The organism is Nonomuraea sp. NPDC004580 (genome assembly GCF_040609855.1).
Taxonomy (GTDB): Bacteria; Actinomycetota; Actinomycetes; order Streptosporangiales; family Streptosporangiaceae; genus Nonomuraea; species Nonomuraea salmonea.
This window is the reverse complement of record NZ_JBEXLH010000038.1, coordinates 38660-60582: the sequence shown is the minus strand read 5'-3', so window position 1 is coordinate 60582 and position 21923 is coordinate 38660. Positions and strand designations below refer to the sequence as shown.

At 72.2% G+C, this 21923-nt stretch carries 24 protein-coding genes and 1 pseudogene; 12 read left to right on the top strand and 13 right to left on the bottom strand.

Annotated features, from left to right (window positions below; all coding sequences use genetic code 11):
• Positions 1–124: 124 nt before the first annotated feature.
• Together ABZW11_RS30830 and ABZW11_RS30825 are read right to left on the bottom strand one after the other, a co-directional pair.
• Positions 125–505 carry a hypothetical protein gene (locus tag ABZW11_RS30830; RefSeq protein WP_355424574.1) on the bottom strand — a complete coding sequence of 127 codons (381 nt, stop codon included), beginning with the start codon at positions 503–505 and terminating at the stop codon, positions 125–127.
• Between the two features lie 123 nt (positions 506–628).
• Positions 629–1561, bottom strand: a complete 933-nt coding sequence (locus tag ABZW11_RS30825) for a transcriptional regulator (RefSeq protein ID WP_355424571.1) — start codon at positions 1559–1561, stop codon at positions 629–631.
• 121 nt (positions 1562–1682) lie between these two features.
• Here ABZW11_RS30825 and ABZW11_RS30820 point away from each other — a divergent pair, with 121 nt between their 5' ends.
• Positions 1683–2861 carry an MFS transporter gene (locus tag ABZW11_RS30820; RefSeq protein WP_355424568.1) on the top strand — a complete coding sequence of 393 codons (1179 nt, stop codon included), beginning with the start codon at positions 1683–1685 and terminating at the stop codon, positions 2859–2861.
• Here ABZW11_RS30820 and ABZW11_RS30815 read toward each other — a convergent pair.
• The 5 genes from ABZW11_RS30815 to ABZW11_RS30795 form a co-directional block, all read right to left on the bottom strand.
• Positions 2803–4284, bottom strand: a complete 1482-nt coding sequence (locus tag ABZW11_RS30815) for a HAMP domain-containing sensor histidine kinase (RefSeq protein ID WP_355424565.1) — start codon at positions 4282–4284, stop codon at positions 2803–2805. The genes ABZW11_RS30820 and ABZW11_RS30815 overlap by 59 nt on opposite strands.
• Positions 4281–4961, bottom strand: a complete 681-nt coding sequence (locus ABZW11_RS30810) for a response regulator transcription factor (protein ID WP_355424562.1) — start codon at positions 4959–4961, stop codon at positions 4281–4283. Before ABZW11_RS30810 ends, ABZW11_RS30815 begins: the two co-directional genes overlap by 4 nt.
• 90 nt (positions 4962–5051) lie before the next feature.
• On the bottom strand, positions 5052–5606 hold the full coding sequence (locus ABZW11_RS30805) for a hypothetical protein (RefSeq protein ID WP_355424559.1): 555 nt from the start codon (positions 5604–5606) through the stop codon (positions 5052–5054).
• An 11-nt stretch (positions 5607–5617) separates the two neighbouring features.
• On the bottom strand, positions 5618–6883 hold the full coding sequence (locus ABZW11_RS30800) for an acyltransferase (protein WP_355424556.1): 1266 nt from the start codon (positions 6881–6883) through the stop codon (positions 5618–5620).
• Positions 6883–7671: an SGNH/GDSL hydrolase family protein gene (locus ABZW11_RS30795; protein WP_355424553.1), complete on the bottom strand. Its 789-nt coding sequence runs from the start codon at positions 7669–7671 to the stop codon at positions 6883–6885. Before ABZW11_RS30795 ends, ABZW11_RS30800 begins: the two co-directional genes overlap by 1 nt.
• A gap of 99 nt (positions 7672–7770) precedes the next feature.
• On the opposite strand from ABZW11_RS30795, the gene ABZW11_RS30790 reads away from it, so the two are divergent.
• Entirely contained in the window at positions 7771–8763 is a 993-nt protein-coding gene (locus ABZW11_RS30790; RefSeq protein ID WP_355424550.1) for a pyridoxal-phosphate dependent enzyme, read from the top strand.
• Positions 8764–8802: 39 nt separating this feature from the next.
• Here the strand turns inward: ABZW11_RS30790 and ABZW11_RS30785 are convergent, their stop codons facing one another.
• Positions 8803–9420 carry a hypothetical protein gene (locus ABZW11_RS30785; protein ID WP_355424547.1) on the bottom strand — a complete coding sequence of 206 codons (618 nt, stop codon included), beginning with the start codon at positions 9418–9420 and terminating at the stop codon, positions 8803–8805.
• A gap of 136 nt (positions 9421–9556) precedes the next feature.
• Positions 9557–10234, bottom strand: a complete 678-nt coding sequence (locus tag ABZW11_RS30780; RefSeq protein ID WP_355424544.1) for a TetR/AcrR family transcriptional regulator — start codon at positions 10232–10234, stop codon at positions 9557–9559.
• A 98-nt stretch (positions 10235–10332) separates the two neighbouring features.
• On the opposite strand from ABZW11_RS30780, the gene ABZW11_RS30775 reads away from it, so the two are divergent.
• From ABZW11_RS30775 to ABZW11_RS30765, 3 genes are all read left to right on the top strand, one after another.
• Positions 10333–11187, top strand: a complete 855-nt coding sequence (locus tag ABZW11_RS30775) for an NAD(P)H-binding protein (RefSeq protein ID WP_355424542.1) — start codon at positions 10333–10335, stop codon at positions 11185–11187.
• Between the two features lie 258 nt (positions 11188–11445).
• Positions 11446–12198 carry a helix-turn-helix transcriptional regulator gene (locus tag ABZW11_RS30770; protein WP_355424539.1) on the top strand — a complete coding sequence of 251 codons (753 nt, stop codon included), beginning with the start codon at positions 11446–11448 and terminating at the stop codon, positions 12196–12198.
• 247 nt (positions 12199–12445) lie between these two features.
• On the top strand, positions 12446–12991 hold the full coding sequence (locus ABZW11_RS30765; protein ID WP_355424536.1) for a hypothetical protein: 546 nt from the start codon (positions 12446–12448) through the stop codon (positions 12989–12991).
• 74 nt (positions 12992–13065) lie between these two features.
• Here ABZW11_RS30765 and ABZW11_RS30760 read toward each other — a convergent pair whose 3' ends face one another.
• Positions 13066–13284: a hypothetical protein gene (locus ABZW11_RS30760; RefSeq protein ID WP_355424533.1), complete on the bottom strand. Its 219-nt coding sequence runs from the start codon at positions 13282–13284 to the stop codon at positions 13066–13068.
• Here ABZW11_RS30760 and ABZW11_RS30755 point away from each other — a divergent pair.
• The 6 genes and pseudogenes from ABZW11_RS30755 to ABZW11_RS30730 all read left to right on the top strand — a co-directional run bounded on the left by ABZW11_RS30755 (position 13283) and on the right by ABZW11_RS30730 (position 16613).
• The gene (locus ABZW11_RS30755) at positions 13283–13732 is read left to right on the top strand and encodes a carboxymuconolactone decarboxylase family protein (RefSeq protein WP_355424530.1); all 450 of its coding nucleotides are present in this window, start codon (positions 13283–13285) and stop codon (positions 13730–13732) included. The two genes, ABZW11_RS30760 and ABZW11_RS30755, sit on opposite strands and share 2 nt — an antisense overlap.
• 77 nt (positions 13733–13809) lie before the next feature.
• Entirely contained in the window at positions 13810–14076 is a 267-nt protein-coding gene (locus ABZW11_RS30750) for a YciI family protein (RefSeq protein WP_345405514.1), read from the top strand.
• Between the two features lie 119 nt (positions 14077–14195).
• On the top strand, positions 14196–14504 hold the full coding sequence (locus ABZW11_RS30745; RefSeq protein WP_355424527.1) for a hypothetical protein: 309 nt from the start codon (positions 14196–14198) through the stop codon (positions 14502–14504).
• 193 nt (positions 14505–14697) lie between these two features.
• Positions 14698–15633 (top strand): oxidoreductase, encoded by a 936-nt coding sequence (locus ABZW11_RS30740; protein WP_355424524.1) that lies wholly within the window; start codon positions 14698–14700, stop codon positions 15631–15633.
• Between the two features lie 135 nt (positions 15634–15768).
• Positions 15769–15975, top strand: a pseudogene (locus ABZW11_RS30735) (toll/interleukin-1 receptor domain-containing protein); the annotation flags it as partial.
• 179 nt (positions 15976–16154) lie between these two features.
• Positions 16155–16613: a hypothetical protein gene (locus ABZW11_RS30730; RefSeq protein ID WP_355424521.1), complete on the top strand. Its 459-nt coding sequence runs from the start codon at positions 16155–16157 to the stop codon at positions 16611–16613.
• Between the two features lie 18 nt (positions 16614–16631).
• On the opposite strand, the gene ABZW11_RS30725 is transcribed toward ABZW11_RS30730, so the two are convergent.
• From ABZW11_RS30725 to ABZW11_RS30715, 3 genes are all read right to left on the bottom strand, one after another.
• Positions 16632–17930 carry an AI-2E family transporter gene (locus ABZW11_RS30725; RefSeq protein WP_355424518.1) on the bottom strand — a complete coding sequence of 433 codons (1299 nt, stop codon included), beginning with the start codon at positions 17928–17930 and terminating at the stop codon, positions 16632–16634.
• A 164-nt stretch (positions 17931–18094) separates the two neighbouring features.
• The gene (locus ABZW11_RS30720; RefSeq protein WP_355424514.1) at positions 18095–19948 is read right to left on the bottom strand and encodes a sugar-binding domain-containing protein; all 1854 of its coding nucleotides are present in this window, start codon (positions 19946–19948) and stop codon (positions 18095–18097) included.
• Positions 19945–20982, bottom strand: a complete 1038-nt coding sequence (locus ABZW11_RS30715) for a LacI family DNA-binding transcriptional regulator (RefSeq protein ID WP_355424511.1) — start codon at positions 20980–20982, stop codon at positions 19945–19947. Before ABZW11_RS30715 ends, ABZW11_RS30720 begins: the two co-directional genes overlap by 4 nt.
• Before the next feature lie 183 nt (positions 20983–21165).
• On the opposite strand from ABZW11_RS30715, the gene ABZW11_RS30710 reads away from it, so the two are divergent.
• On the top strand, positions 21166–21921 hold the full coding sequence (locus tag ABZW11_RS30710) for a DUF4331 family protein (protein ID WP_355424508.1): 756 nt from the start codon (positions 21166–21168) through the stop codon (positions 21919–21921).
• Positions 21922–21923 lie beyond the last annotated feature (2 nt).

Sequence of the window (21923 nt, the reverse complement as noted above, 5' to 3'; positions counted from 1 at the left end):
CCGGTCGCGCCGCTTGAATGGAGTGATCCCCAGCAAGCGGTGAAAGGACCATCGCCGCCCTGGCCTCCGAGGAGGGGCGCTGGGTCAGCGCGCAGGTCCTCGAGGTGTCGGGCGGCTTCAACCTCTAGGAGATGCGGTGCTTCCTGCCGCAGTTGTCGAACTTCCCGGCCCAGCAGGTGAAGGTGTAGACCTTCTTGATGCCCCGGCCGCTCCAGGTGCCGACGGCCTTGCCGTCCCACGCCTTGTTGAACCTGGTCCAGTGGCCGTTCTGGTAGACCTCGAACCAGACCCAGCCCTTCTTGCCGCCGCGCTTGTCCACGCCGTACCACTTCGTGAACACCTTGCCGCCGGACTTCCAGGTCTTGCCGAACGTGTACGCCTTGTGGTCGCTGGAGAAGACCTTGCCCCAGCTGGTCCCGGTCGAGGCCTGGGCGGGGGTGCTCATCGCGAGGCCGGTGACGGCCATCGAACCGGCAAGGGCGGCGATCGCCAGGGTCTTACGCATTTCGGGTTCCTCCCCGTCGTCGGTGTGATCCGTTGACAGGGACATTACGGAGACCTGCGCGGATCAACTGTGGAGGAATCCACACAGCGTGTGTGATCGGCGCCACACGCCTTTCTCGGCTGGTCAGTGGCCTTGAGCACGGACGAGGACGTCGCCGGCGTCGGAGCGGTAGTACAGCACCGACCGCCCGGCGCGGCGGCGCCGGACCAGGCGGGCGTCGAGGAGCACCTTGAGGTGGCGGCCCACCGAACCCAGGCCCTGCCCGGTCAGCGCGACGAGCTGGGTGGTGCTCTTCGGGGTGGCGAGCAGCACGAGGACGGCGGCGCGGGCGGGCCCGAGCAGCCGCCCGAGCGCCTCGGGCACCGGCTCGCCGTCCGGTTCGGCGAGGACACCCGAGCACGGGTAGATCACGGCGTACGTGTGCGGCTCGTCCCACGTCACCCAGGCGCCACCCGGGGTGACGGGGACGAACAGCAGCCGCGCCCCCGACCGGATCGTCCTGGGCGGCCGATCGTGAGCGTTGATCCGCAACCGTCCGTCGCCCAGCCACCGCATCCCGGGCCGCAGGTCGGCCAGTGCGGCGGCCCAGCCACCCTGCCCGAGCTGGGCGGTACGGGCCACGATGTCCGCCTCCATGACCCGGCGCCGCCGCACCCACTCAGGCTCGACGGCCCGCGCCCACACCCACTGCAGCAGGCCGGCCATGCGCTCGGCCAGATCGGTCCGGTCCAGCGCGGCCGGCAGCATGCCGTTCACCGCCACGGCCACGTCCGCCCTGGCGACATCGGGCGGGGTCCCACGCACGACCGCCAGTTCCTCGGCGAACGTCCGCGCCTCGGTGCTCGGGGGCGGGGCACAGAAGTCCGCCATCCACGGCTGCTCCAGCGCACACCGTACGAGCAGTGCCGTGACGGGATCGAGCCGCTCGCGATAGGCGGGCAGGTGCTCGGCCAGCCACCGCCGCGCCGCCGGATGGATGGCCCGCCCCGAGGCGAGAAGACACAGGCTCGCCACGGTCTCGGCCAACGGCGACACCACGAACCTGCCCCCGGCCAACGTGTCAGCGTCAAGCTGCCACCACCCCACCACTCCACCTCCCCCCAAGGCGGCCGCCCTACGTTTCGCTGCCCCGCGAAACTGTAACGCTCGCGCGAGCGGGGGCCGCAGGCTGCGCGGCATGCGTACTTATCGAGAACTGCTGCGCGCGCCCGAGTTCGCGCCGCTGTTCGTGGCGACGTCCGCGCACGTGGCGGCCTCGACGGTGAGCGGGCTGGCCCTGGGCGTGCTGGTCTACGGGGCGACGCGGTCACCGCTGCTGGCCGCGCTGAGCATGTTCGGCCCGTCGCTGGCGCAGGTGGCCGGAGCGGCGGCCCTGCTGTCGGCCGCCGACCGGCTGCCCCCGAGGGCCGCGCTGAGCGGGATCGCCCTGGTGTTCGGCGTGGGCACGGCGGTGCTGGCCGTCCCAGGACTGCCGGTGGGGGCGGTGTTCGCGGTCGTGCTGGGGCTCGGGCTGGTCGCGTCGCTGAACGGCGGCGTGCGGTGGGGGCTGCTCAACGAGATCCTGCCGCGCGAGGGCTACCTGCTGGGCCGCTCGACGATGAACATGACCGCCGGGCTCCTGCAGATCTGCGGCTACGCGGCCGGCGGCGTGCTGGTCGCCGCCCTGTCGCCGCGCGGCGCGCTGCTGGCCGGAGCCGCGCTGTATCTGGCGGAGGCGGCCGTCGCCCGATGGGGGCTCAGCGCCCGGCCGCCACGGGACACGGGCCGTCCGTCGGTGACCGCGACCTGGCGGGCGAACGCGCGGCTGTGGTCGTCGGTGCCCCGCCGGTACGTGTTCCTCGCCCTGTGGGTGCCGAACGGGCTGATCGTCGGCTGCGAGTCGCTGTTCGTCCCTTACGCGCCCGAGCACGCCGGGCTGCTGTTCGCGGTCGCGGCGGCGGGCATGCTGGCGGGCGACGTCCTGGCCGGTCGTTTCGTCCCCGCCCGGTGGCGTGTCCGGCTCGGCGCCCCCATGCGCCTCCTGCTGGCCGCGCCTTACCTGGTCTTCGCGTTCCGTCCTGGCCTCACGGTCGCGGCGCTCGCGGTGGGCGTGGCATCGGTGGGGTACGCCGCGAGCCTCCTGCTCCAAGAACGCCTGATGGCCCTGACCCCGGAGGAGCTGAGCGGCCACGCCCTCGGCCTGCACTCCTCCGGCACCCTCACCATGCAGGGCGTCGGCGCCGCACTGGCGGGCGCCATCGCCCAGGTCACCTCGGCGGCCACGGCCATGGCGGCGATGGCGGTGGTGTCGGTGGCGGTCACCCTGGCCCTGGCCGGTGGCCTCCGTCCGGCCCCTGCGAGTACCGCGGCAGGGTGAGGGTCATGGTGGTACCGCCCCCCGGTGGGGTGGTGGCGGTGAGGGCGCCGCCGTGGAGGCGGGCGTTCTCGGCGGCGATGGCCAGACCGAGACCGCTGCCCTCGCTGCGGCTGCGTGCCGAGTCGCCCTTGGTGAAGCGGTCGAAGACGTGCGGCAGCAGGTCGGCCGGGATGCCGGGGCCGTCGTCGGTGACGATGACGGCCACCCGGTCGGGAGCCGGCTCGACCCGTACGGTCACCGACACGTCGGGCCCGCCGTGCCGCAGCGCGTTGCCGACGAGGTTGGCGAGGACGACGTCCACACGGCGCGGATCCAGCCGCACCCGCAGACCGGCCGGCAGGTCGGTGCGGACCCGCCCGTCCCAGTGCCGCAGCGCCAGCGTCTTGCCGATCAGCTCGCCCAGGTCCACCTCGTCGAGGTGCAGGACGGCCGCGCCCGCGTCGAAGCGGGAGACCTCGATGAGGTCCTCGATGAGGCGGGTGAGCTTGCGGGTCTCGTCGGAGACCAGGTGCAGCGCCTCGGCGGTGACCGGCGGCAGCCGTCCCGAGGCGGCGTCGGCGTCGAGCACGCCGGTCACCGCCGACATGGCGGCGAGCGGCGTGCGCAGCTCGTGCGAGACGTCGGCGGCGAAGCGGCGGGCCCGCTCCTCCATGGCGCGCAGCGTGGCGGCGTCGGCTTGGAGCGTGGCCGCCATGCCGTTGAACGCCCGCCCCAGGTCGGCCAGCTCGTCGTCGCCGGAGACCGTGACGCGCGTGTCGAGGCCGCCCGCCGCCATCCGTTCCGTGGCGGTGCGCAGCCGGCGCACCGGCCGCAGCAACCGGCGGGCGGCGAGCAGCGCGGGGATGATCGAGGCCAGCGCGACGGGCACGGCGGCGGCGCGGGCGGCGGCGGCCAGGCCCTCGACGTCCTGCTGCTGGGAGGCCAGCGACATGGAGGCGTAGACGGTGAGCGGAGGCGGGCCCTGGGGCCGGTCCGCCGCGGTGACCGGAACGGCGACGGCCAGCCACGGCGTCTCCCCGTGGTGGAACCGCTGGGCCAGCACGGTAGCCGCCGTCGCCGCCGTCGCCGCCGCCTCAGCCCGCAGCGGCGCGGGCAGTGGCGGCGCCTCCCGTCCTGCGGCGACGAGCGCCCCGCCCCGGTACGACAGCGCCGTACGCCACCCGCGCGCCCCCGCCGCCCGGTCGAGCTGCACCGCCAGCGTCCGCAGATCCGCCGCCTTCGGATCGGCCGGCAGGTCCGGCACCCGCGAGGCCAGGTGGGCGCGCAGCTCCTGCACCAGGTCGGCCTGGGCGCGCTCGGCGATCGCGTCGCGGCCCTGCCGGTAGGTCACGGCGGCGGCGGTCACCGCGCTGAGCGCCGAGACCAGCAGGAACGCCAGCATGAGCTGCGCGCGCAGGCCACGGGCGAGACGCGGGCGGATCACAGCGGCCCGAACCGGTAGCCGAACCCGCGTACCGTCTGGATGTAGCGGGGGCTGCGCGAATCGTCCCCGATCTTGGCCCGCAGCCGCATCACGCACGCGTCCACCAGCCGGTAGTCGCCGTGGAAGGCGTGCTCCCACACCTGCTCCAGCAGCTGCTGGCGGCTGAAGGTCTGCTCGGGCGCGGCCGACAGGAACAGCAGCAGCTTCAGCTCCGTCGGCGCCAGCGCCACCTCGGCGCCGTGCTTGAGCACCCGCAGCGCCACCCGGTCGATGAGCAGGTCGCCGTGCTCGGAGCGGGCGTTGCCGGTCGCGGCCTGCGTCGTACGCCGCAGCACCGCCCGCATCCTGGCCTCGATCACCTCGGTGCTGGCCGGCTTGATCACGTAGTCGTCGGCGCCGGCCTCCAGGCCCACCACCACGTCAACGTCGTCGTCGCGGGCCGAGAGGATCACGATCGGCACCTGGCTGAAGGCCCGGATCCGCCGGCACGTCTCCAGCCCGCTCATGCCGGGCAACATCAGGTCGAGCAGCACGATGTCGGGCGCGCTCGCGACCAGCTCGGCCAGCCCGTCCTCACCGGTGCCGACCAGCAGCGTCTCGTGCCCCTGGTGCCGCAGCCCGAGCCCCACGCCACGCCGCACGGCCGGGTCGTCCTCGATCACCAGCACCCGCGTCACAACGTTCCTCCCGCCGCGCCGCTCCCGAACACCGGCACCCGCGTCACAACGCTCCCCCCGCCGCGCCGTCCCCGATCGCCCGGACGCGTGTCACGACGTCCGCCTCGCGCCGGCCGGGACGGCCGTGCCGTTCTCGTCGCATCGGACCTCCCACGGCCGGTCTCCCATGCCGGGCTCGTACACCTCGACGACGGGGTCACCGCCGGCGGCTGCCGTGCAGACGAGCTGGCTCACCGCCAGGTGCGGCAGGTCGCGGACCAGCCACGGCAGCCGCAGCTCCACCCGGCCGCCGGAGGTCCTGGCGCGGACCTGCCCCTTCGTGGCGGGCACCTGGGAGGCCAGGCCGCGCGCCCGCTCGTCGGCGGTGGGGCCGGCGAGCAGCGCGTCCATCGCCTCCTGCACGTCACCGCCGGACCCATCGCCGGACCCATTGTCGGACCCATCGCCGGACGCCGCCGGACGCGACACCGGCCACGTGCCCTCGGTGGTGACGAAGTAGACCCGCAGGAGCTGCCCGCTCTTCCCGGTCAGCCCGCCCTGGACCGGCTCGCCCGCGGGGCGCACGCCGGTGCCGGTGATCCCGCAGCCTGCCGCCAGCGCCGCCGCCGCGACGACGGCCGTCAGGCGGGCGGGCGTTCGCGGCATGTGTTCCCCTTTCATCCTTCGAGTCTGCTCACGTCGACGGTCCCCGCGCCGGGCTCCGGCTGAGGGACCGCCGCCCACACCGCAGCCCACACCGCCGCCCCGGCCGTGACGGCGGCGGCCAGTGCCGCCCAGCCGCGGCGGCCGGTGGTCCAGCGGGCGCGCCGGCGTACCGGATCCTCGACGGCGGCCTTCGACACTACTGCAGCCGCCAGCGACAGCCCGGCCGCGACCGCCGTCCAGACCCAGCCGTCCAGCCTGCCCTGGCGGGGCAGCAGCAGGTAGATCGGCCAGTGCCACAGGTACAGGCTGTAGGACAGCTCGCCGAGCCGGCGCGGCACGGCACTGCCCACCGCCCGGCCCGCCAGGCCGTCCGGCGCTCCGGCCAGCAGCACGATCAGCACCGCGCAGGCCAGCGAGTGGGCGAACATGCCGCCCTGGAACAGTCCGGGCGCCTGCTCCCCCGCCGTCACAGCCCACGCGACGGCCAGCCCGCCGAGCAGCAGCGCGCACACCACGTCCACCGCCCTGCGCGGCAGGCGGGCGACGGCCTCGCGGACGGGCGGCGTCGCGGCGGCGGCGCCCAGCAGGAGGGCGAAGGCCCGGGTGTCGGTGCCCTCGTACGCGCGCGTGGTGTCCACGGCCGCCCCGAACGTCACCATGAGCAGGAGCGACCCGAGCGCACCAGCGAGGGCGACCACCGCGACCCGCCACCGCCCCTTCCCCACCAGCACCACCACCAGCGGCCAGACCAGGTAGAACTGCCACTCGACGGCGATGCTCCACAGGTGCGCGAACGGCCGGGTGTCCGAGGCGTTCCAGTAACCGATCTGCTCGCCGATGTAGTGCCAGTTGACCACCTGCGCCAGCACCCACGGCGTGTCCTGTCGCACCGCCCTGAGCAGGTCGAGGCGTCCCACCGCCCAGGTCAGCAGCGGAAGGACCACCACCAGAACGCCCAGCGCAGGCAGCAACCGGCGAGCCCGCCGCTCCCAGAACGCCCCCAGCCGGGGCCGCCCGCCCTCCTGCAGCAGTAGCCCGGTGATGAGGAACCCGGACAGCACGAAGAACAGGTCCACACCGAGAAACCCGCCGCTGAGCCGCCCGGCATGAAACAGCAGCACGGCCACCACCGCGCACCCCCGCAGCCCGTCCAACGCGCCGATGTGCGCCCGGCGCGCGATGTGTGCGGGATGGGAGGCGTCTGCGGTGGTGTGCCGGCGGCCGGGGGCGGGCGCGTCTTCAACGGCGGGCGCGCCGTCACGTGTCGTGTAGGGCATCAGCTGCAGCCGAGCTTGGTGAAGCGGTCGTCGCCGGTCCACGTCCCGGTGGCCCACGCGGCGGGTGCGGCCGGGGTGAAGCCGGTCAGCTCGCCGAGGTGCTCGGCGAACCAGGTGGCGAACGCGGCCGAACCCTGCTGGCAGGAGTGGATGCCGTCCTTGGAGCGCTGGGCCTTGGCGGCGGCGTGGTCGGTGCCCCACAGCTCGGACGCGTCCAGGAAGCGGGCGTTGGTGCCGTCGGCGGCCTTGGCGGCCATCTTGGGGGCGCTCTTGATGGACGCGGCGTGCGGCTGGAAGAACTCGTCGATCTTGAACGGCGGCGCCGACACCAGCACCAGCCGGGCCCCCGCGTCCCCGGCCGTCTTGGCGAGCTTCCGGTAGGCGGTCAGCTGCTCGCGGGCGGTGCCCCAGTCGTACGTGGTGATCTGGTACGCGATCACGGTCGGCCGGAACGAGGAGAGGTGTTCCTTGAGCGCCTTCCAGGTGTCGCGGGCCGCCTTGGTGGTCACGGGGTGGTCACCGGCGACGAGGTTGCCGCCGCCGTCGGACGTGGCGTTCTCGACCGTCACACCGGCGGCCTCCAGCGCCGCCTGCACGGCGGGAGCCTGCGCGCCCGCGATGGAGTCGCCCATCCAGAGCACCCGTACGCCGGTCTGGGAGGTGGCGGCGCTCTCGGCCCGGTCGGCGGCCCGGTCGGCGGCTGAGGAGGAGGCGCCGCAGCCCCCGAGTGCGGCGCCGGCGACCACGGCGAGGGCCAGACGTGCGAAGAGGTGAGAAGTGAGATCCATGGCCCTCAGGCAAACAGACGGATCACCGGCCGGGCCGCGTTGTCATCGTTCCATCACATAACGCGTGATCCGCCGTCACTTATGACAGACTCCGGCACCATGAGCGGTTTCGAGCGCGTCCGGCTCCGGCTCGACCGCGTCCGTGCGGCGGTGGGCGAGATCGACCCGGTGTTCCTGGACACGCCGGCCATGCCCTGCCCGCCGCTCGGCCGGGCGCTCGGCTGCTCGATGACGCTGAAGGTGGAGACGCTCAACCCCGTACGCAGCTTCAAGGGCCGCGGCACCGAGACGGTCGCCGCGGCGGCGGCGAGGGCGGGGGCGTCCCGGATGGTGTGCGCGAGCGCCGGCAACCTCGGCCAGGCCCTCGCCTACAGCGCCGCCCGTCGCGGCCTGGACGTCACCGTCGTCGCCGCCACCACCGCCAACCCGCTCAAACTCGCCCAGATCACGGCGTTGGGCGCCGATCTGCGGCTCACCGGCCAGGACATCGAGGACGCCAGACTGCTCGCCCGCGAACTCGCCGAGACGGAGGGCGCGTACTGGGTCGAGGACAGCCTCGACCTCGCCACCTGCGAGGGCGCCGCCACGATCGGCCTCGAACTCGTCCGCGACGACCCGGACCTCGACGTCGTCCTCGTGGCGCTCGGCGGCGGCGCGCTGGCCAGCGGTGTGGGCTACACCGTGCACGCCCTCGCCTCCGGCGCCGAGGTGATCGGCGTCCAGCCGTCCGGCGCGCCCGCGATGTCCCTGTCGTGGCGGCGGGGGACGGTGGTCGAGACCGACCGCATCGACACGATCGCCGACGGCGTCGCCGGCCGCTGCCCGATCCCCGAGGTGCTGGACGACCTGCTCGTGGTCATGGACGACGTGCTGCTCGTGAGCGAGGACGCGATCAAGGCAGGCATGCGAGCCCTGTACGAGCACGCCGGCCTCGTCGCCGAACCCTCGGCCGCTCTCGGGATCGCCGCCCTCCTTGACCACCCGGCCCGCTTCACCGGCCGCCGCGTCACCACCGTCATCTGCGGCAGCAACACCTCCCCCACGGACTTCGCCCGCTGGGTCCTCGAACCGGCCGCGAACACCTTTTGCTGACCGTCGCTCCCGCCATCCCGGCGATTGACGGGACGACGGCTACTCATCAAGCGAGTTGTTCAGCTTGGGCCGCGTTTCAGAGACCGGGAGACTTCGCGGAAGATCAGGGCTGGACAACTTGCCGAGAAAAGTGCCGAGCTGCCAGTCGTAAGTTCCGGCCGCCCCCGTCACCGTCATGCCGATTTCTGCCTTGACCACTCGGTAGAACTCTCCCCGTGCACGACTCGTCGCCTCGATGGCTTCGTCCCAGGCCAGGTCGGCCTCCTGCCCGGCGGCGATCAGTTCCAAGCGGAAGACGGCCTCATGCCACTTCCTTCCGGCCACGATGGCTTCGTCGCCGCCGAAGAGCAGGACGGCCTCCCAGCTCACGGTCCGCATCTCCTCGGCGGCCGCCAGGTCCGCGTCAGAATATTCTGGGGCGAGATATTTGAGGTCGGCGCCCACTCCCCGCTGCGCGGCCAGCTTGATGCAGATCGAGATGGTCTTCTTGATGGCATGCGCGTATTCCATGTAGGCGAGGACACGCCGTTCATCCCACCGGGTAGCGAGCTGCCGTCTCCATCTTTTGCGTTCGGTCAGGGCGGTGACGCCGTACGTTCCGAGCGCGCCGAGCAGAACACCGATGAGGGCGGGTAGCTGGTCCACGAAATTCTGCAACTCCCACGATCCTTCCCCATGGGCATTCCCGTTGGCATGTCAACGCGGCATGGGCCTACAGCCGGTGTCCCTAGTGACGATAGACGCCGGATGCGAAAACTCCATTCTCTTCCGAGGTGCGGCCGGACTGTCCACATCAGCGGCGTAGCCACTCCTCCAGCAGGGCGGCCTCGGCCTGGGTGAGTGTGGACAGGGTCGGGAGCAGGGTGCGGAAGGTGGCCACCACGCCGGCCGGGTCGTCGGCGGGGGCGGGTTCGTCGGTGAGGATGGCGGCGGCGACGGCGTCGAAGGCGGCCTCGGACAGCCGGGGGTCGCTCTGCTCAGGCGGCAGGCTCAGCAACGTGTGCACGGTGCCGACGCCGGCCGCGTGGATGAGGTTGAGGGCGCGTTCCTCGCTCACCTTGAGCCGGCCGGCCACGGCGATCGCGTGCACCCGCTCGGCCAGCACCCGCAGACCCTCCGCCTGGGCCGGGGTGTCGCGCGGGCGGCTGAGCAGCAGCTTGAAGACGTGGGGGTTGGCCAGGCCGAAGCCGATCTGGGTGTCCCATCCGGCGCGCAGGTCGGCCACCGGGTCACCGGTGGGCGCGGCGGCCTGCTTGCCCGCCACGTGCTCGGCGAAGACGTGCTCGGCGGCGGCGTCCAGCAGGGCTTCCTTGTCGGGGAAGAAGCGGTAGAGGGCGGGCGGTTGCAGCCCGGCCTCCTGCGCGACGCGGCGGGTGGTCACCGCTCCCGGCCCGTGGTCGCGCAGCAGGCCGGCCGCCGTCGTCACGATGCGGTCGCGGGTGAGGTCTCGCCGCTGCTGGGTCTGCGCCATGCGAGCGATGATATCCGTACCAGTGTTGTTGCCAATGGAAATATCAGTGTTAACGTTGTTCTCGTTCCACTGGAAACAGCCAGAACGGGAGTTCCTCCATGCTGATCGTCACGGGAGCCACCGGCCGCCTCGGGTCGAAGATCGTCAACCGCCTGCTGGAGCGCATACCCGCGGAAAGGGTCGGGGTGAGCGTGCGGGACGTGCGCAAGGCCGCCGCCCTGGCCGCGCGGGGCGTACGCGTCCGGGCGGGCGACTTCACCGACCCCGCCACCCTGGAGCACGCGTTCGAGGGCGCCGAGCGCGTCCTGGTGATCTCCGCCGCCATCCGCGGCGACGCCGCCACGGCCGCCAACCTCGCCGCCGTCGACGCCGCCCGCGCCGCGGGCGCGCGGCGCATCCTCTACACCAGCCACCAGGCCGCCTCCCCCGGCTCGCTCTTCCCGCCGCAGCGGGTCCACGCGGCCACCGAGGAGCACCTGAAGCGGCAGGACGTCCCCTTCACCGCCCTGCGCAACGGCTTCTACGCCTCCACCCTCGACCCCTACATCGCAACGGCCCTCGAGACCGGCACGCTCGCCGTGCCGCAGGACGGCCCGGTGTCGTGGACCGCCCATGACGACCTGGCCGAGGCCGCCGTCCTCGCCCTGACCGAGGACGGCGCGTTCGACGGCGTCACCCCGCCGCTGACCGCCCCGCGCACACTGGACTTCGCCGACGTCGCCGCCATCGTCACCCGCATCACCGGCCGTCGCATCGAGCGTGTCGTCGTGGACGACGAGGAGTGGATGGCGGCCAGCGGGCTGCCCCGGCCGGTGGCGGAATTCATGCTGACCCTGTTCACGGCGTCCAGGAAGGGCGAGTTCGACGTGACCAGCCCGGCGCTGGAGACCGCGATCGGCCATCCGGCGACGTCCGTCGAGGAGGCGTTGCGATCCGCATTGAGCTCCCGCTGATCAGGCGTCCGGGCAGACGGTGCCAGGCAGGCCGCGCCGCTCGTCCGCCTCGTCGTGAGTGAGGCTGCGGCGCAGCAGCATGCCGCCGTCCGAGAGCAGCCGCACCGGCTCGGCGAGCAGCCGCCGAGCTCCGCCTCGGACGAGAGCGACACCCCGAATTCCAGGACCATCTCGTCCGGCGGATGGCATGCTATGACCGCTCTGCCCATCGTGATCGGGCAAACCGGGCGGCTCATGGCTGGAGGGCGAATCGGCGACATGACGGGAACGGACGACGGACAGGTGCTGGCTGCCCGGTTACGGATGCTCAAGGAGCGCTCCGGCGCGAGTTTCGAGCAGTTGTCCAGGCAGAGCGGGGTCAGCCGCTCCAGCCTGCACCGCTACTGTTCCGGCACCAAGGTGCCGGCGTCGTACGGGCCGGTGCACGCCTTCGCCAAGGCGTGCGGAGCCACGGGCGAGGAACTGCGCGAACTGCACCGCCTGTGGGCACTGGCCGACGCCGGCAGGCCCACCCCCGAGGTCCATGAGGACGCGGAAGAGACAGGCGAGGCGCCCCGGCCACGTCGCCGCGTCAAGGTGGCCGTCGCCGCCACGGTCGTCGCCGCCGTCGCCGGGGTGTCGGCCGTCGCCCTGATGAGGACGGGCGAAGGCCAGGAGCCGCCCTCGATCGTGGAGAGCCGGCCCGGCACCGTGCCCACCGCGGTCGTACGGGTCCACAATGTGGAGGGCGACTGCAAGAGCAAGGCCGAGCGGGTGCCCGCCTGCAGCATGGGCCTGGCCCGCGATCCACGACGCAAGTACGCCGCCGGCAACGTCGTCGATCACCGCGTGTGGCACGGCGACGTCCTGCGCAGCGACTGCATCCTCTACGACGGTGACCGTGTCGAGGACGAGATGGGCGTGGGCACGACCCGCTGGTTCCGCGTGCTGCTGGACGACGTGCCCGGCGGGCACGCGTGGTTGCCGGCGGTGCGCACCCAGGATCATCCGAATCTGCCGACCTGCCGATGAGCCCTGCCGCGACTCGGTGAATCCGCCGGCGCAATGCCCGCGCCGTCCCAGGCGCATCCCACGAGTCTTGCGTCCCAGCAGGTCAGCAGCCTCTTCCTCGTCTCATCGTCCCACGGCCACGCCTTTTCTTGTGAGCCGCGAAAACGGAAATCTACGGTGTCCTCGTCCAGCGGCACCGGCCGGAACAGCAGCGAAATGGCCTGCGGGCCGGAATGCCGCGCCACTTCGGTTTCCCCTGAGGAGCTCCATGCGTTTCCCCCTCTCCGCTCTCCGGATCGCCCACGCGCGGCCGGCCCGACGTGTCGCGCGATTCTCGACCGCGGTGGCGGCGTTCTCGCTTCTCGCCAGTGCCCTCGCCCCCGCGACCGCCTCCGCCGCCTCGGGTGCCGGCGCCATGGCGTGCACGTCGCCGACCTTCTCCGTTTATCCCGGCTCCGGAAGCAGCAAGCTCCGCTACGGACAGGTGGACTTCCACTTCTACGCCTGCAGCGACCAGTCACCCTCTTCCTGGTCGGCCACGGTCAGCAAGGCCACGGTGAACAGCACGGGGAAGAACCTCGGCTTCTTCCTCGACAGCACGAGCATCACCACCGACTCCACCGGCAGCTATTACCGCTATTACACGGGGCACATCTACGCCAGCACCTGTACGCCGAGAGTCGGCTGGCCGTGCTCCCGGTCCTACAGCTTCTCGGTCCAGTTCCAGGTCACCACCGACAGATCCGGCAACCCTCAGGTGTACATGGGGTCCAGAAGCGCGCCCGTGGGGATGTCGCTCTTCACCACCCCATGACGCATGACCGGGGGCCGGCTCTCCGGCCCCCGGTATTGCGGCCCCCGGTCATGCGGCCCCCGGTCTGTGGCTCGTCAGACCGATGAGGGCAGGTCGATGCGGGCGAGTTTATCCGGGTCGGTTTCGACGGAGATGGCGGTGATGCGGCCGTCGGTGACAGTGAAGGCCAGCAGGGACAGCGGGGTGCCGTCCTCGTGCCAGGCCACCACCCCGGGCAGGCCGTTGACGAGCACCGCCTGGCTCGGGCCGACGCCTGCGGCCAGGGGAGGCGGGCCGTCGAGGAAGGTCGCCATGCAAGCACGCATGAACCGGACGCCGAACCAGGACGTGACCACCGCCGTCCAGCACCTCTACAAGGCCGTCCACGCGGGCGGCGCCGATGCGCGGGTGCTGGAGCTGGTGCACCTGCGGGCCAGCCAGATCAACGGCTGCAGCCCCTGCGTGTACGCCGGGGTCGCGTCGGCGAGGAAGAGCGGGGAAAGCGACGAGCGCCTGCACAGCGTGGTGGCCTGGCGCGAGACTCCGTTCTTCACCGGCGCCGAGCGGGCGGCGCTCGCCCTCGCGGAGGCGGCCACGCGCATTCAGGACGGCGGGCCGGGCGTGACGGACGAGATCTGGGACGCCGCCGCCGCGCACTTCGACGAGGACCAGCTGTCGTCGATCATCTTGCACAACGCGCTGACCAACTTCTTCAACCGGATCAACCACACGATTAGGGAGCAGGCGGGCAAAACCTGGTGAACGGCGCGGAGGCAGCGGTACGAACCGTGATCCGCCGCCTCCGCCCCGAAAGATCGTGCAGTACTAATCTGACGGCCATGGCGAGATTTGTGCTGTACATGGAGTTCAAGAACGAGGATGACCGCTTGAGAGCGCGCCCGGCGCATCGTGAGCATCTGCAGGCGCTGTTCGACCAGGGCCGGTTGATCACCGCGGGGCCGTGGGCCGACGACAAGGGCGCGATGCACGTCTATGAGGTCGCGGACGAGGCGGAACTCCGGGAGATCTTGGACGATGACCCGTACACGGCGGTGGACGCGTACGACATCGCGCTCCTGAAGGAGTGGACCCCGATCCTCCCGTGACGGGCGGCGGACGTCGTGTCAGGGCCGGGCGCCCGGCCCTGACACGCGGACCTTCGCAACGAAGGGCGAGACTGGTCAAATGGCGCGGACAAAACACGCGCTTCCAGTACCATTCCGTCATGCGCAAAATGATCATGGCGGTGGTGACGGCCGCGGCCATCACCGCAGTCTTCCCGTTGGCCCAGGGCACCGCTCACGCCGACCCTGTGCCGAGCGACTGCCACAGCGGCATCTACTACCAGAAGTACAAGACCTGGGCCAGCTGCAACAGTGGCTCCGGGTACGTGCGGGCGGTGGCCAAGTGTCCCACCGGCACCACGTACGGCCCTTGGGTCGTCGTCTCCTCGGGTGTTGCGGGACAGTCCGTCGCCACCTGCTCCGGCAACCGCAACGCGACCGGCCACTCCTACCAGATCAAGAAGTACTGACGCTCCCCGGCCGCAACGATCGCAGCCCGGGTGCAGGCGTGAGCCCTGCATCCGGGCCCGCGGCGGGAGATCGCTGATCGGCCGGTACGGCGGCACGAGATCGCGTGGTCGCTGGACGTTCGCGGGTCACTACAAGATCGGAAGTTGGGCATGCTCTCTCGTACTTACCGGCATCCCCCGCGAGGTGACGAGCATGGGCATCCCCCACCCTTGGAGCTTGACCGATATTTCCGACCAGTCTGATCGCATCGTGGTCGTGACCGGTGCCAACAGCGGCATCGGGTACGTCACCGCGCGCGAGCTGAGCCGCCGTGGCGCGCACGTCGTGCTGGCCTGCCGCGATTCCGAGCGCGGAAAGGCCGCGCTCGGGCGGATGCGGGACGAGGTTCCTGAGGCGCGGCTTGAGCTGCGCTCGCTCGACCTGGCGAGCCTGGAGTCCGTACGTGCCTTCGCCGCCTCGTGGGATCACGAGCGGCTCGACCTGCTGGTCAACAACGCGGGGATCGCGATGGTGCCGTACGCGCGGACCGCCGACGGGTTCGAGTCGCAGTTCGGCGTCAACCATCTGGGGCCGTTCGCGCTGACCGGGCTGCTCCTGCCGCACCTGCTCGCCGCGCCCGCCGCGCGGGTGGTCTCCGCCGGCAGCATGGCGCACCGGTTCGCCCGCTTCGACCTGGGCAACCTCAACGCGGAACGCTCCTACCGCTCGGCCTTCCACTACGGGCGCACCAAGCGAGCGGTCCTCTACTTCGCCATGGAGCTCCAGCGCCGGGCGGAAGCAGCCGGGCTGAAGCTGCGCAGCATGGCCGTCGAGCCCGGCTTCACCAGGACGAACGTGCTGACCGGCGGCGCCAACAGCACACGCAACCGGCTCTACCTGGCCGCCATCCGCCTGGCCGAGCGCGCCGCCTTCCGCCCCGCGCCCGACGGGGCCAAGACCTCCCTGTACGCGGCCACCGTCCCCGACCTGCCCGGCGGCTCGTACATCGTGCCCGACGGCCCCCTGCAGATCCGCGGCGAACCCACCCGCCGCACCCGCGAGCGCGCCCTGTACGACACCGTCACGGCCGCCCGCCTCTGGGACCTGTCGGAACGCCTCACCGGCGTCACCTACGACCTCCCCTCGTGAACCGCTTGCCGCTCCCTGCCCGGGACGCTCCAATGAGGAGGTGACACGCGTCTTCGTCAGATACGCGGCCGGCCCCGACCTCGAACGCGCCGCAGACTCGCCGCCGACCTGCGCGCGGCCGGCGTCACCGTGTGGATGGCGCCGGACAGCATCGCCCCCGGTACACCCTTCGCCGCCGCCATCGATGCCGGGCTGGAGGGCAGCGACTGCTTCCTGGCGCTGCTCTCGCCGGCGTCGCTGACGAAGGAGTGGGTGAAGCTGGAGGTCGCCGCGGCCGTGGACAGGGCCGCGCAGGGCAAGATCAGGGTGCTGCCCGTCGTGCTGAGCCCGGTGGCGGTGCCGCCGCTGCTGTCGGTCTTCCAGCAGATCGACCTGACCGACTACGAGCGGGGGCTCGCGGCGCTCGGGGCGGCGATCGGCGTCCCGCTGCACGGCCTGCCGTCTCCCTCGGGAGCCGGTCCCGGCCGGCACGCGGCAGCGGCCCGCGCATCCTCCGCGCGGCAGCGGGTAACGCTGAGTGCATGGCATACACACCCGATCAGAACCACCGCCGGCCGGACGACGCGGACGACCAGGCGGTACGCGCCGCCGGTCTGGTGTCGGAGGCGCTGGAGACGGTCGAGCGCGCACGGGGGCACCTCTACTCCTTCCACCAGCTCACCGGCTCCGCCCACGCGACCCTGCACGAGGCCGTGGGGCTGCTGCGCGAGGCCGGGCAGGACGAGCTGGCCAGGCTGCTCGCGGCCGAGCTGGTCGGCCGCGACGTGCTGCCCGGGCACTGGACGTTTCAGATCGTGGAGGCGTACGACGACGACTACTACGCGACGTTCCGCGCGGTCGAGAAGCAGGTGCGGGACCGGCTGACGGGCGGGCGGCGGCACGTGTACGAGGCCGAGCTCAAGCAGCGTTCCCAAGCCGCAGGGGAGGCCGCCGAGCTGGAGGCCCGCTCCCCGGTGGCCGGGGAGGCGAACCTCACCTAGCGCCACGCGGCGCGAAGCTCACCTGGCGCCGCCCGGCGGGCGGGGTGGCGCGGAGCCGGCGGCGGGCCGGTCGTCCTTCGCCTCCGCCGTACCCGGCTCCGAGCCGGGCGGCGGGGGGTCGGCGGGGCCCTCGTCCTCGTCCAGGTACGCCTCCGGCACCTCGGGCATGACCGGCATCATCTCCTTGCGCGAGACGAACGTGTCGACCAGCGACAGCAGCATGGCCAGCACTGGCACCGCCAGCAGCGCGCCCACCGCCCCGAACAGCTGCGCCCCCAGCAGCACGCCCGCGAAGGCGACACCGGGATGCATGTTCACCGACCGGCCGCTGATGCGCGGCTCCAGCGTCAGGTTCTCCACCTGCTGGTACAGGATCCCCCAGGCCAGTGCCGCCACCCCGATCCAGGGGCTCGGCGAGACCAGGCCCACCACCGTGGGCAGAGCGATCGCGATGTACGTGCCGATCGTCGGGACGAACTGGGCCACCACGCCCGTCCACACGCCGAGCGCCAGCCAGGACGGCATGCCGATCAGCGAGAACACCAGCGTCGAGGTGCTGGCGTTGATGGTGGCGAGGATGAGCCGGGCGGAGACGTAGCCGCCGGTCTTGACCAGCGACACGTCCCACACGGTCAGGAAGACCTGCTGGATGCGGCCCGGCAGGAGCTGGGCGAGCCAGCGCCGCAGGCGGGGGCCGTCGGCGGAGAAGTAGAAGGTGAGCAGCAGCAGGGCGAAGGTGTTGAACACCGCGGCGGTGATCGTGCCCAGCAGGCCCAGCACGCCGCCGACCAGGTCCTGGGCGTACGTGGCGGCCTGCTGGGGGGTGAGGTTGATGGAGCTGAGGATGGTGGAGATGTCGTAGCGCGTACCGAATCTGCCGTTGACCCAGTCGATCGCGCCGGTGACCACCTCCGGCAGCGCGCGCACGAGCAGCGCGGCCTGCTCGACGAACAGGTTCCCGAACAGGTAGAGGAACAGCCCGGCGAGCAGCGCGATGCCGATCATCACCAGGACGGCCGCGATGCCGCGCCGCATGTGCCGCGACAGGCGGCCGACGGCGGGCTCCATCGCCAGCGACAGGAACCAGGCCATGACCACCACGACGACCAGCGAACCGGCGTCGGTGAGGATGAAGCGGATCAGGTACACCACGACGACGACCGCGACGACGGCGAACCCGACCCGCCACACGTTGGCGGGCGAGAGCAGCACCTGGACACGCCGCGGCTCCCCAGAGCGCTCTTCTGGGCGGAGTTTCCCCGCGCCGGGACGAGGGTCCTCGGCGCGGCGGCCGCGCGGCTCGGCGGGCTTGGTCATGGCGTTCTCCTGACCGGACCTTGGTTCCACCACCAGTCTCTTCCCAGAACCAAGCTCCCATGCACGATCACCGCCGGGGGTTCGCATCGGGGATCGGTGTGCGGGCAGGGGTCGCGATCGCCGCAGCGGGCTCGCCGGGCGGATGGATCCTCCCGGCTCGCAGGTCAGCCCGCCGCCGGGCGTTCCGCTTGTTCGATCGCGGCCGGGCGCTGCTGGGCGGCGCGGATGCGGGCCACGTCGAGCTTCGAGGTGCGGTCGAAGCGGTAGATGCCGTTCTGCTCCTGGAAGACGTCGGTGAGCTGCGTGTAGCAGTAGCCGAACATGCGGGGGTCGTCCAGCAGCACCCCGACCAGCCCGGCGAAGCGCCGCTGCAGCTCCTCCTCGGTGGCGGGACGCTCGCCGTAACCCCAGGACGACTCGCCCTGCCGTACGTCGGGGTTCCACCAGATGCCGCCGAACTCGCTGCAGAAGTACGGCTGCCCCTGGTACGGCACCGACCACGGCGTCCCGTCGGCGTCGGCGTTGACATAGGGGCGGCCCTCGGCGAGCCCGTCCATCATCTTGCCGAACAGCTCGGGATCCTGCTCGTAGCAGTGCGAGTCGTAGACGTCGGCGCCGGGCACGCGGTGGGAGTAGCCGGAGGCGTCGAGGACGGGACGGGTGGCGTCGGCCGCCTTGGTGGCGAGGTACATGGCCTGGGTGACGTCGTCCAGCACGGTGATGCGGTCGTGCCACCGCTGTGCGGTCTCGTTGAGCGGGCACCAGCCGACGATGGACGGGTGGGAGTAGTCGCGCTCGACGGCCTCCAGCCACTGGGTGACGAACGACGCGGTCGGCTGCTGGTTGTCCCCGGGCGGCCCGCCGACGTCGGCGCCCCAGTCGCCGAACTCGCCCCACACCAGGTAGCCCATCCGGTCGGCGTGGTAGAGGTAGCGCTCCTCGAACACCTTCTGGTGCAGCCGGGCGCCGTTGAAGCCGGCGGCCATGCCCAGCTCGATGTCGCGGCGCAGGGCCTCGTCGGAGGGCGCGGTCATCAGGCCGTCGGGGTAGTAGCCCTGGTCGAGCACGAGCCGCTGGAACACGGAGACGCCGTTGAGGAGGATGGCGTGCCCGTCGATGGAGACCGAGCGGAGCCCGGCATAGCTGGCGGCGGTGTCGGCGACCGCGCCTGAGGCGTCGAGCAGGTCGACGCGCAGGTCGTACAGGTGGGGGTCCTCGGGGGACCACAGGCGTGCCCGGTCGGAAGGCAGCGGCAGCCACAGCTCGGCGGCGAGGTCGAGGTCGGCGCGGACCTGCGCCTGGACGACCTCGCCCGCCGCGTCGGAGACCGTGACCCGCACCTGGTGTCCCGGCCGGTTCGCCGAGACGGGGACGGTGACGCGGAACGCGGACGCGGCGACGTTCGGGGTGATGCGCGGCCGGCCGAGGTGGGCGTCGGGCACCGGCTCGCACCACACCGTCTGCCAGATGCCGGTGGTGCGGCCGTACCACGGGCCGTGCCCCTCGTACGTGCGGACCTGCTTGCCGCGCGCCTGCGGCCCGGTGCGCGGGTCCCTGGCCCTGACGACCACCGTGTACGTGTGCTCGGGATCGGCCGCGGCGGCCAGGTCGCAGCTGAACGGCGTGAACCCGCCCCGGTGCCGGCCCGCCTCGACGCCGTCCACCCACACGGTGGCGTCGTGGTCCACGGCCTGGAAGTGCAGCAGCACCCGCCGGCCCGCCCACTCTCCCGGCACCGTGACGGTGCGGCGGTACCACACGGCCGGGTGGAAGTCGGGGTCGCCGATGCCGGACAGCGGCGCCTCGGGGCAGAACGGCACGACGATCTCGCCGGACAGGTCCCGTTCCAGCAGCCCGCGCTCCAGCCCTGAGTCGCCCGCGTCCCGCTCGAACTGCCAGGTTCCGTTCAGGCACTGCCACTCGGTACGGACGAACTGCGGGCGCGGGTACTCGGGGCGGGGCACTTCGGGGGTGTCGGGCACGATGCTCACTTTCTCGTGGAGGATGATCGACGTCATGCGGTCCGGCGGCCTGCGGTGCTGGCGTTGACCACCAGCCGCCAGGGCGCCTCCAGGTGCACGGGCTCGCTCGCGCCGCCCTCGACCCGTTCCAACAGCCGGGTCACGGCCAGCTCGGCGATGCGCCGCTTGTCGGGCTCGACGGTGGTCAGGGCGGGGTTGGCGTACCGGCCCTCCTCGATGCCGTCGAAGCCGGCGACGGCGACGTCCTCGGGGACGCGCAGCCCGGCGGCGAGGACGGCGTGCACGGCGCCGATGGCGAGCAGGTCGTTGGCGCAGAAGACGGCGTCCGGCGGCTCCGGCAGGGCGAGCAGGTCTTCCATCGCCCGCCTGCCGTCCTCGCGCTGGTAGTGCCGCACCCGTACGGCCAGCTCGGGCCGGTAGGGCAGCCCCGCGTCGGCGAGCCCCTGCTCGTACCCGGCCGCGCGATGCACCGAGGTCTCCCGCCCGGCCGGCGCGTCGAGGGCGTCGGCCGGCGGCGGGTGCGGCACGCCGATGACGGCGACCCGGGTGCGGCCCAGGGAGGCGAGGTGGGCGGTGACCGCGCGGGCCGCCGCGGTGTCGTCGATGCCGACGTGGTCGACGCCCGGCACCCGCAGCTCTCCCAGCAGCACCGCGGGGCAGTCGCCGGCCCAGCGGCGCAGCTCGTTCCCGGTCAGGCCGATGGGGCTGAAGATGAACCCGTCGAACAGCGCCGACCGGTCGCGCCGCATGAGGATGCGCCGTTCGCGCTCGGCCATGCCCTCGGTGCCGTCGATGAGCACCGTGTAGCCGCGCTCCTCCGCCTGGCCGGCCACGTGGCCGGCCAGCTCCGTGAAGTACGGCACGTCCAGCGGCAGCACGAGGGCGAGCAGCCGGGACCTGCCCAGGTTGAGGCTGCGGGCGGCGACGTTGGGCCGGTAGTCGAGCTCGTCCAGCACGCGCTGCACCTGGGCGCGGGTCTGCGGCGAGACGTGCGGGAAGTCGTTGACCACGTTGGAGACGGTACGCACGGAGACCCCCGCCAGCCGCGCCACGTCCCGCTGGGTGACCACGATCGCCCACCTCCTCCCCAAGACGCTCTTTGCCGCGTGGCAAAGCCACTTTGCCACGCGGCAACATCACTCCTCAAGACCCGGCAAGCGGCCGACCGCTGCTTTCGCCGCCGTTTGCCACCTCCCACCTAGCGTGACAGGGAAGGTCTCGCAACGAACCGGCAGCCGCTGGGAGGGTCAGCCATGTCCAACCACTTCACCGGCCTCAGCCTCGGGCCGCCACTCGGCGACCAGCGCCTCGACCTGTGCGACCTGTACGCCTTCCAGGCGCCGGGCGACCCGGGCAGGACGGTGCTCATCCTCAACGCCACCCCCAACGCCGACGCCCTGCACCCGGACGCCGTCTACCGCCTGAACATCGACGACGACGGCGACTACCTGGCCGACATCGCGTTCAGCTGGGTGTTCGGCGAGCCGGGACCGGACGGCTCCCAGACCTACAGCGTGTACCTGGCGACCGGCGAGCAGGCCCGCGATCCTGAGCCGGGCGGCACCGAGATCGTGAAGGACGCCCGCGTCTCGTTCGGCCCCGAGGCGAACGTGGTGACGGCCGGGCATCACACGATCGCGGCCGGCAGCCGCAGCGACGCCATCTTCTTCGACTTCGACGGCATCAAGGAGGAGTACAACGCGAGCGAGCCGGCCGGCGACCGGGAGCGGTGGACCGACCCGTTCGTCCACCTGCTCGGCCACACCGGCGGCTACTCGCGCGAGGAGGCGATCGCCGCGATCGACGAGCACGGCCTGCTGCCGGACGTGCTGCACTTCGACCCGGCGAAGCCGGCCGCCCATCCGAACGGCCGGACGTTCACCGAGGACGTCATCGACGTCCGCGTCGCGTTCCTCACGAAGAACGAGGCGCCGCCCACCGGCCTGAGCCCGCACACCGACACGCTCGACCGGTTCCCCTACCTCGGCGACCCGCACCCCGCGTCCTGAGA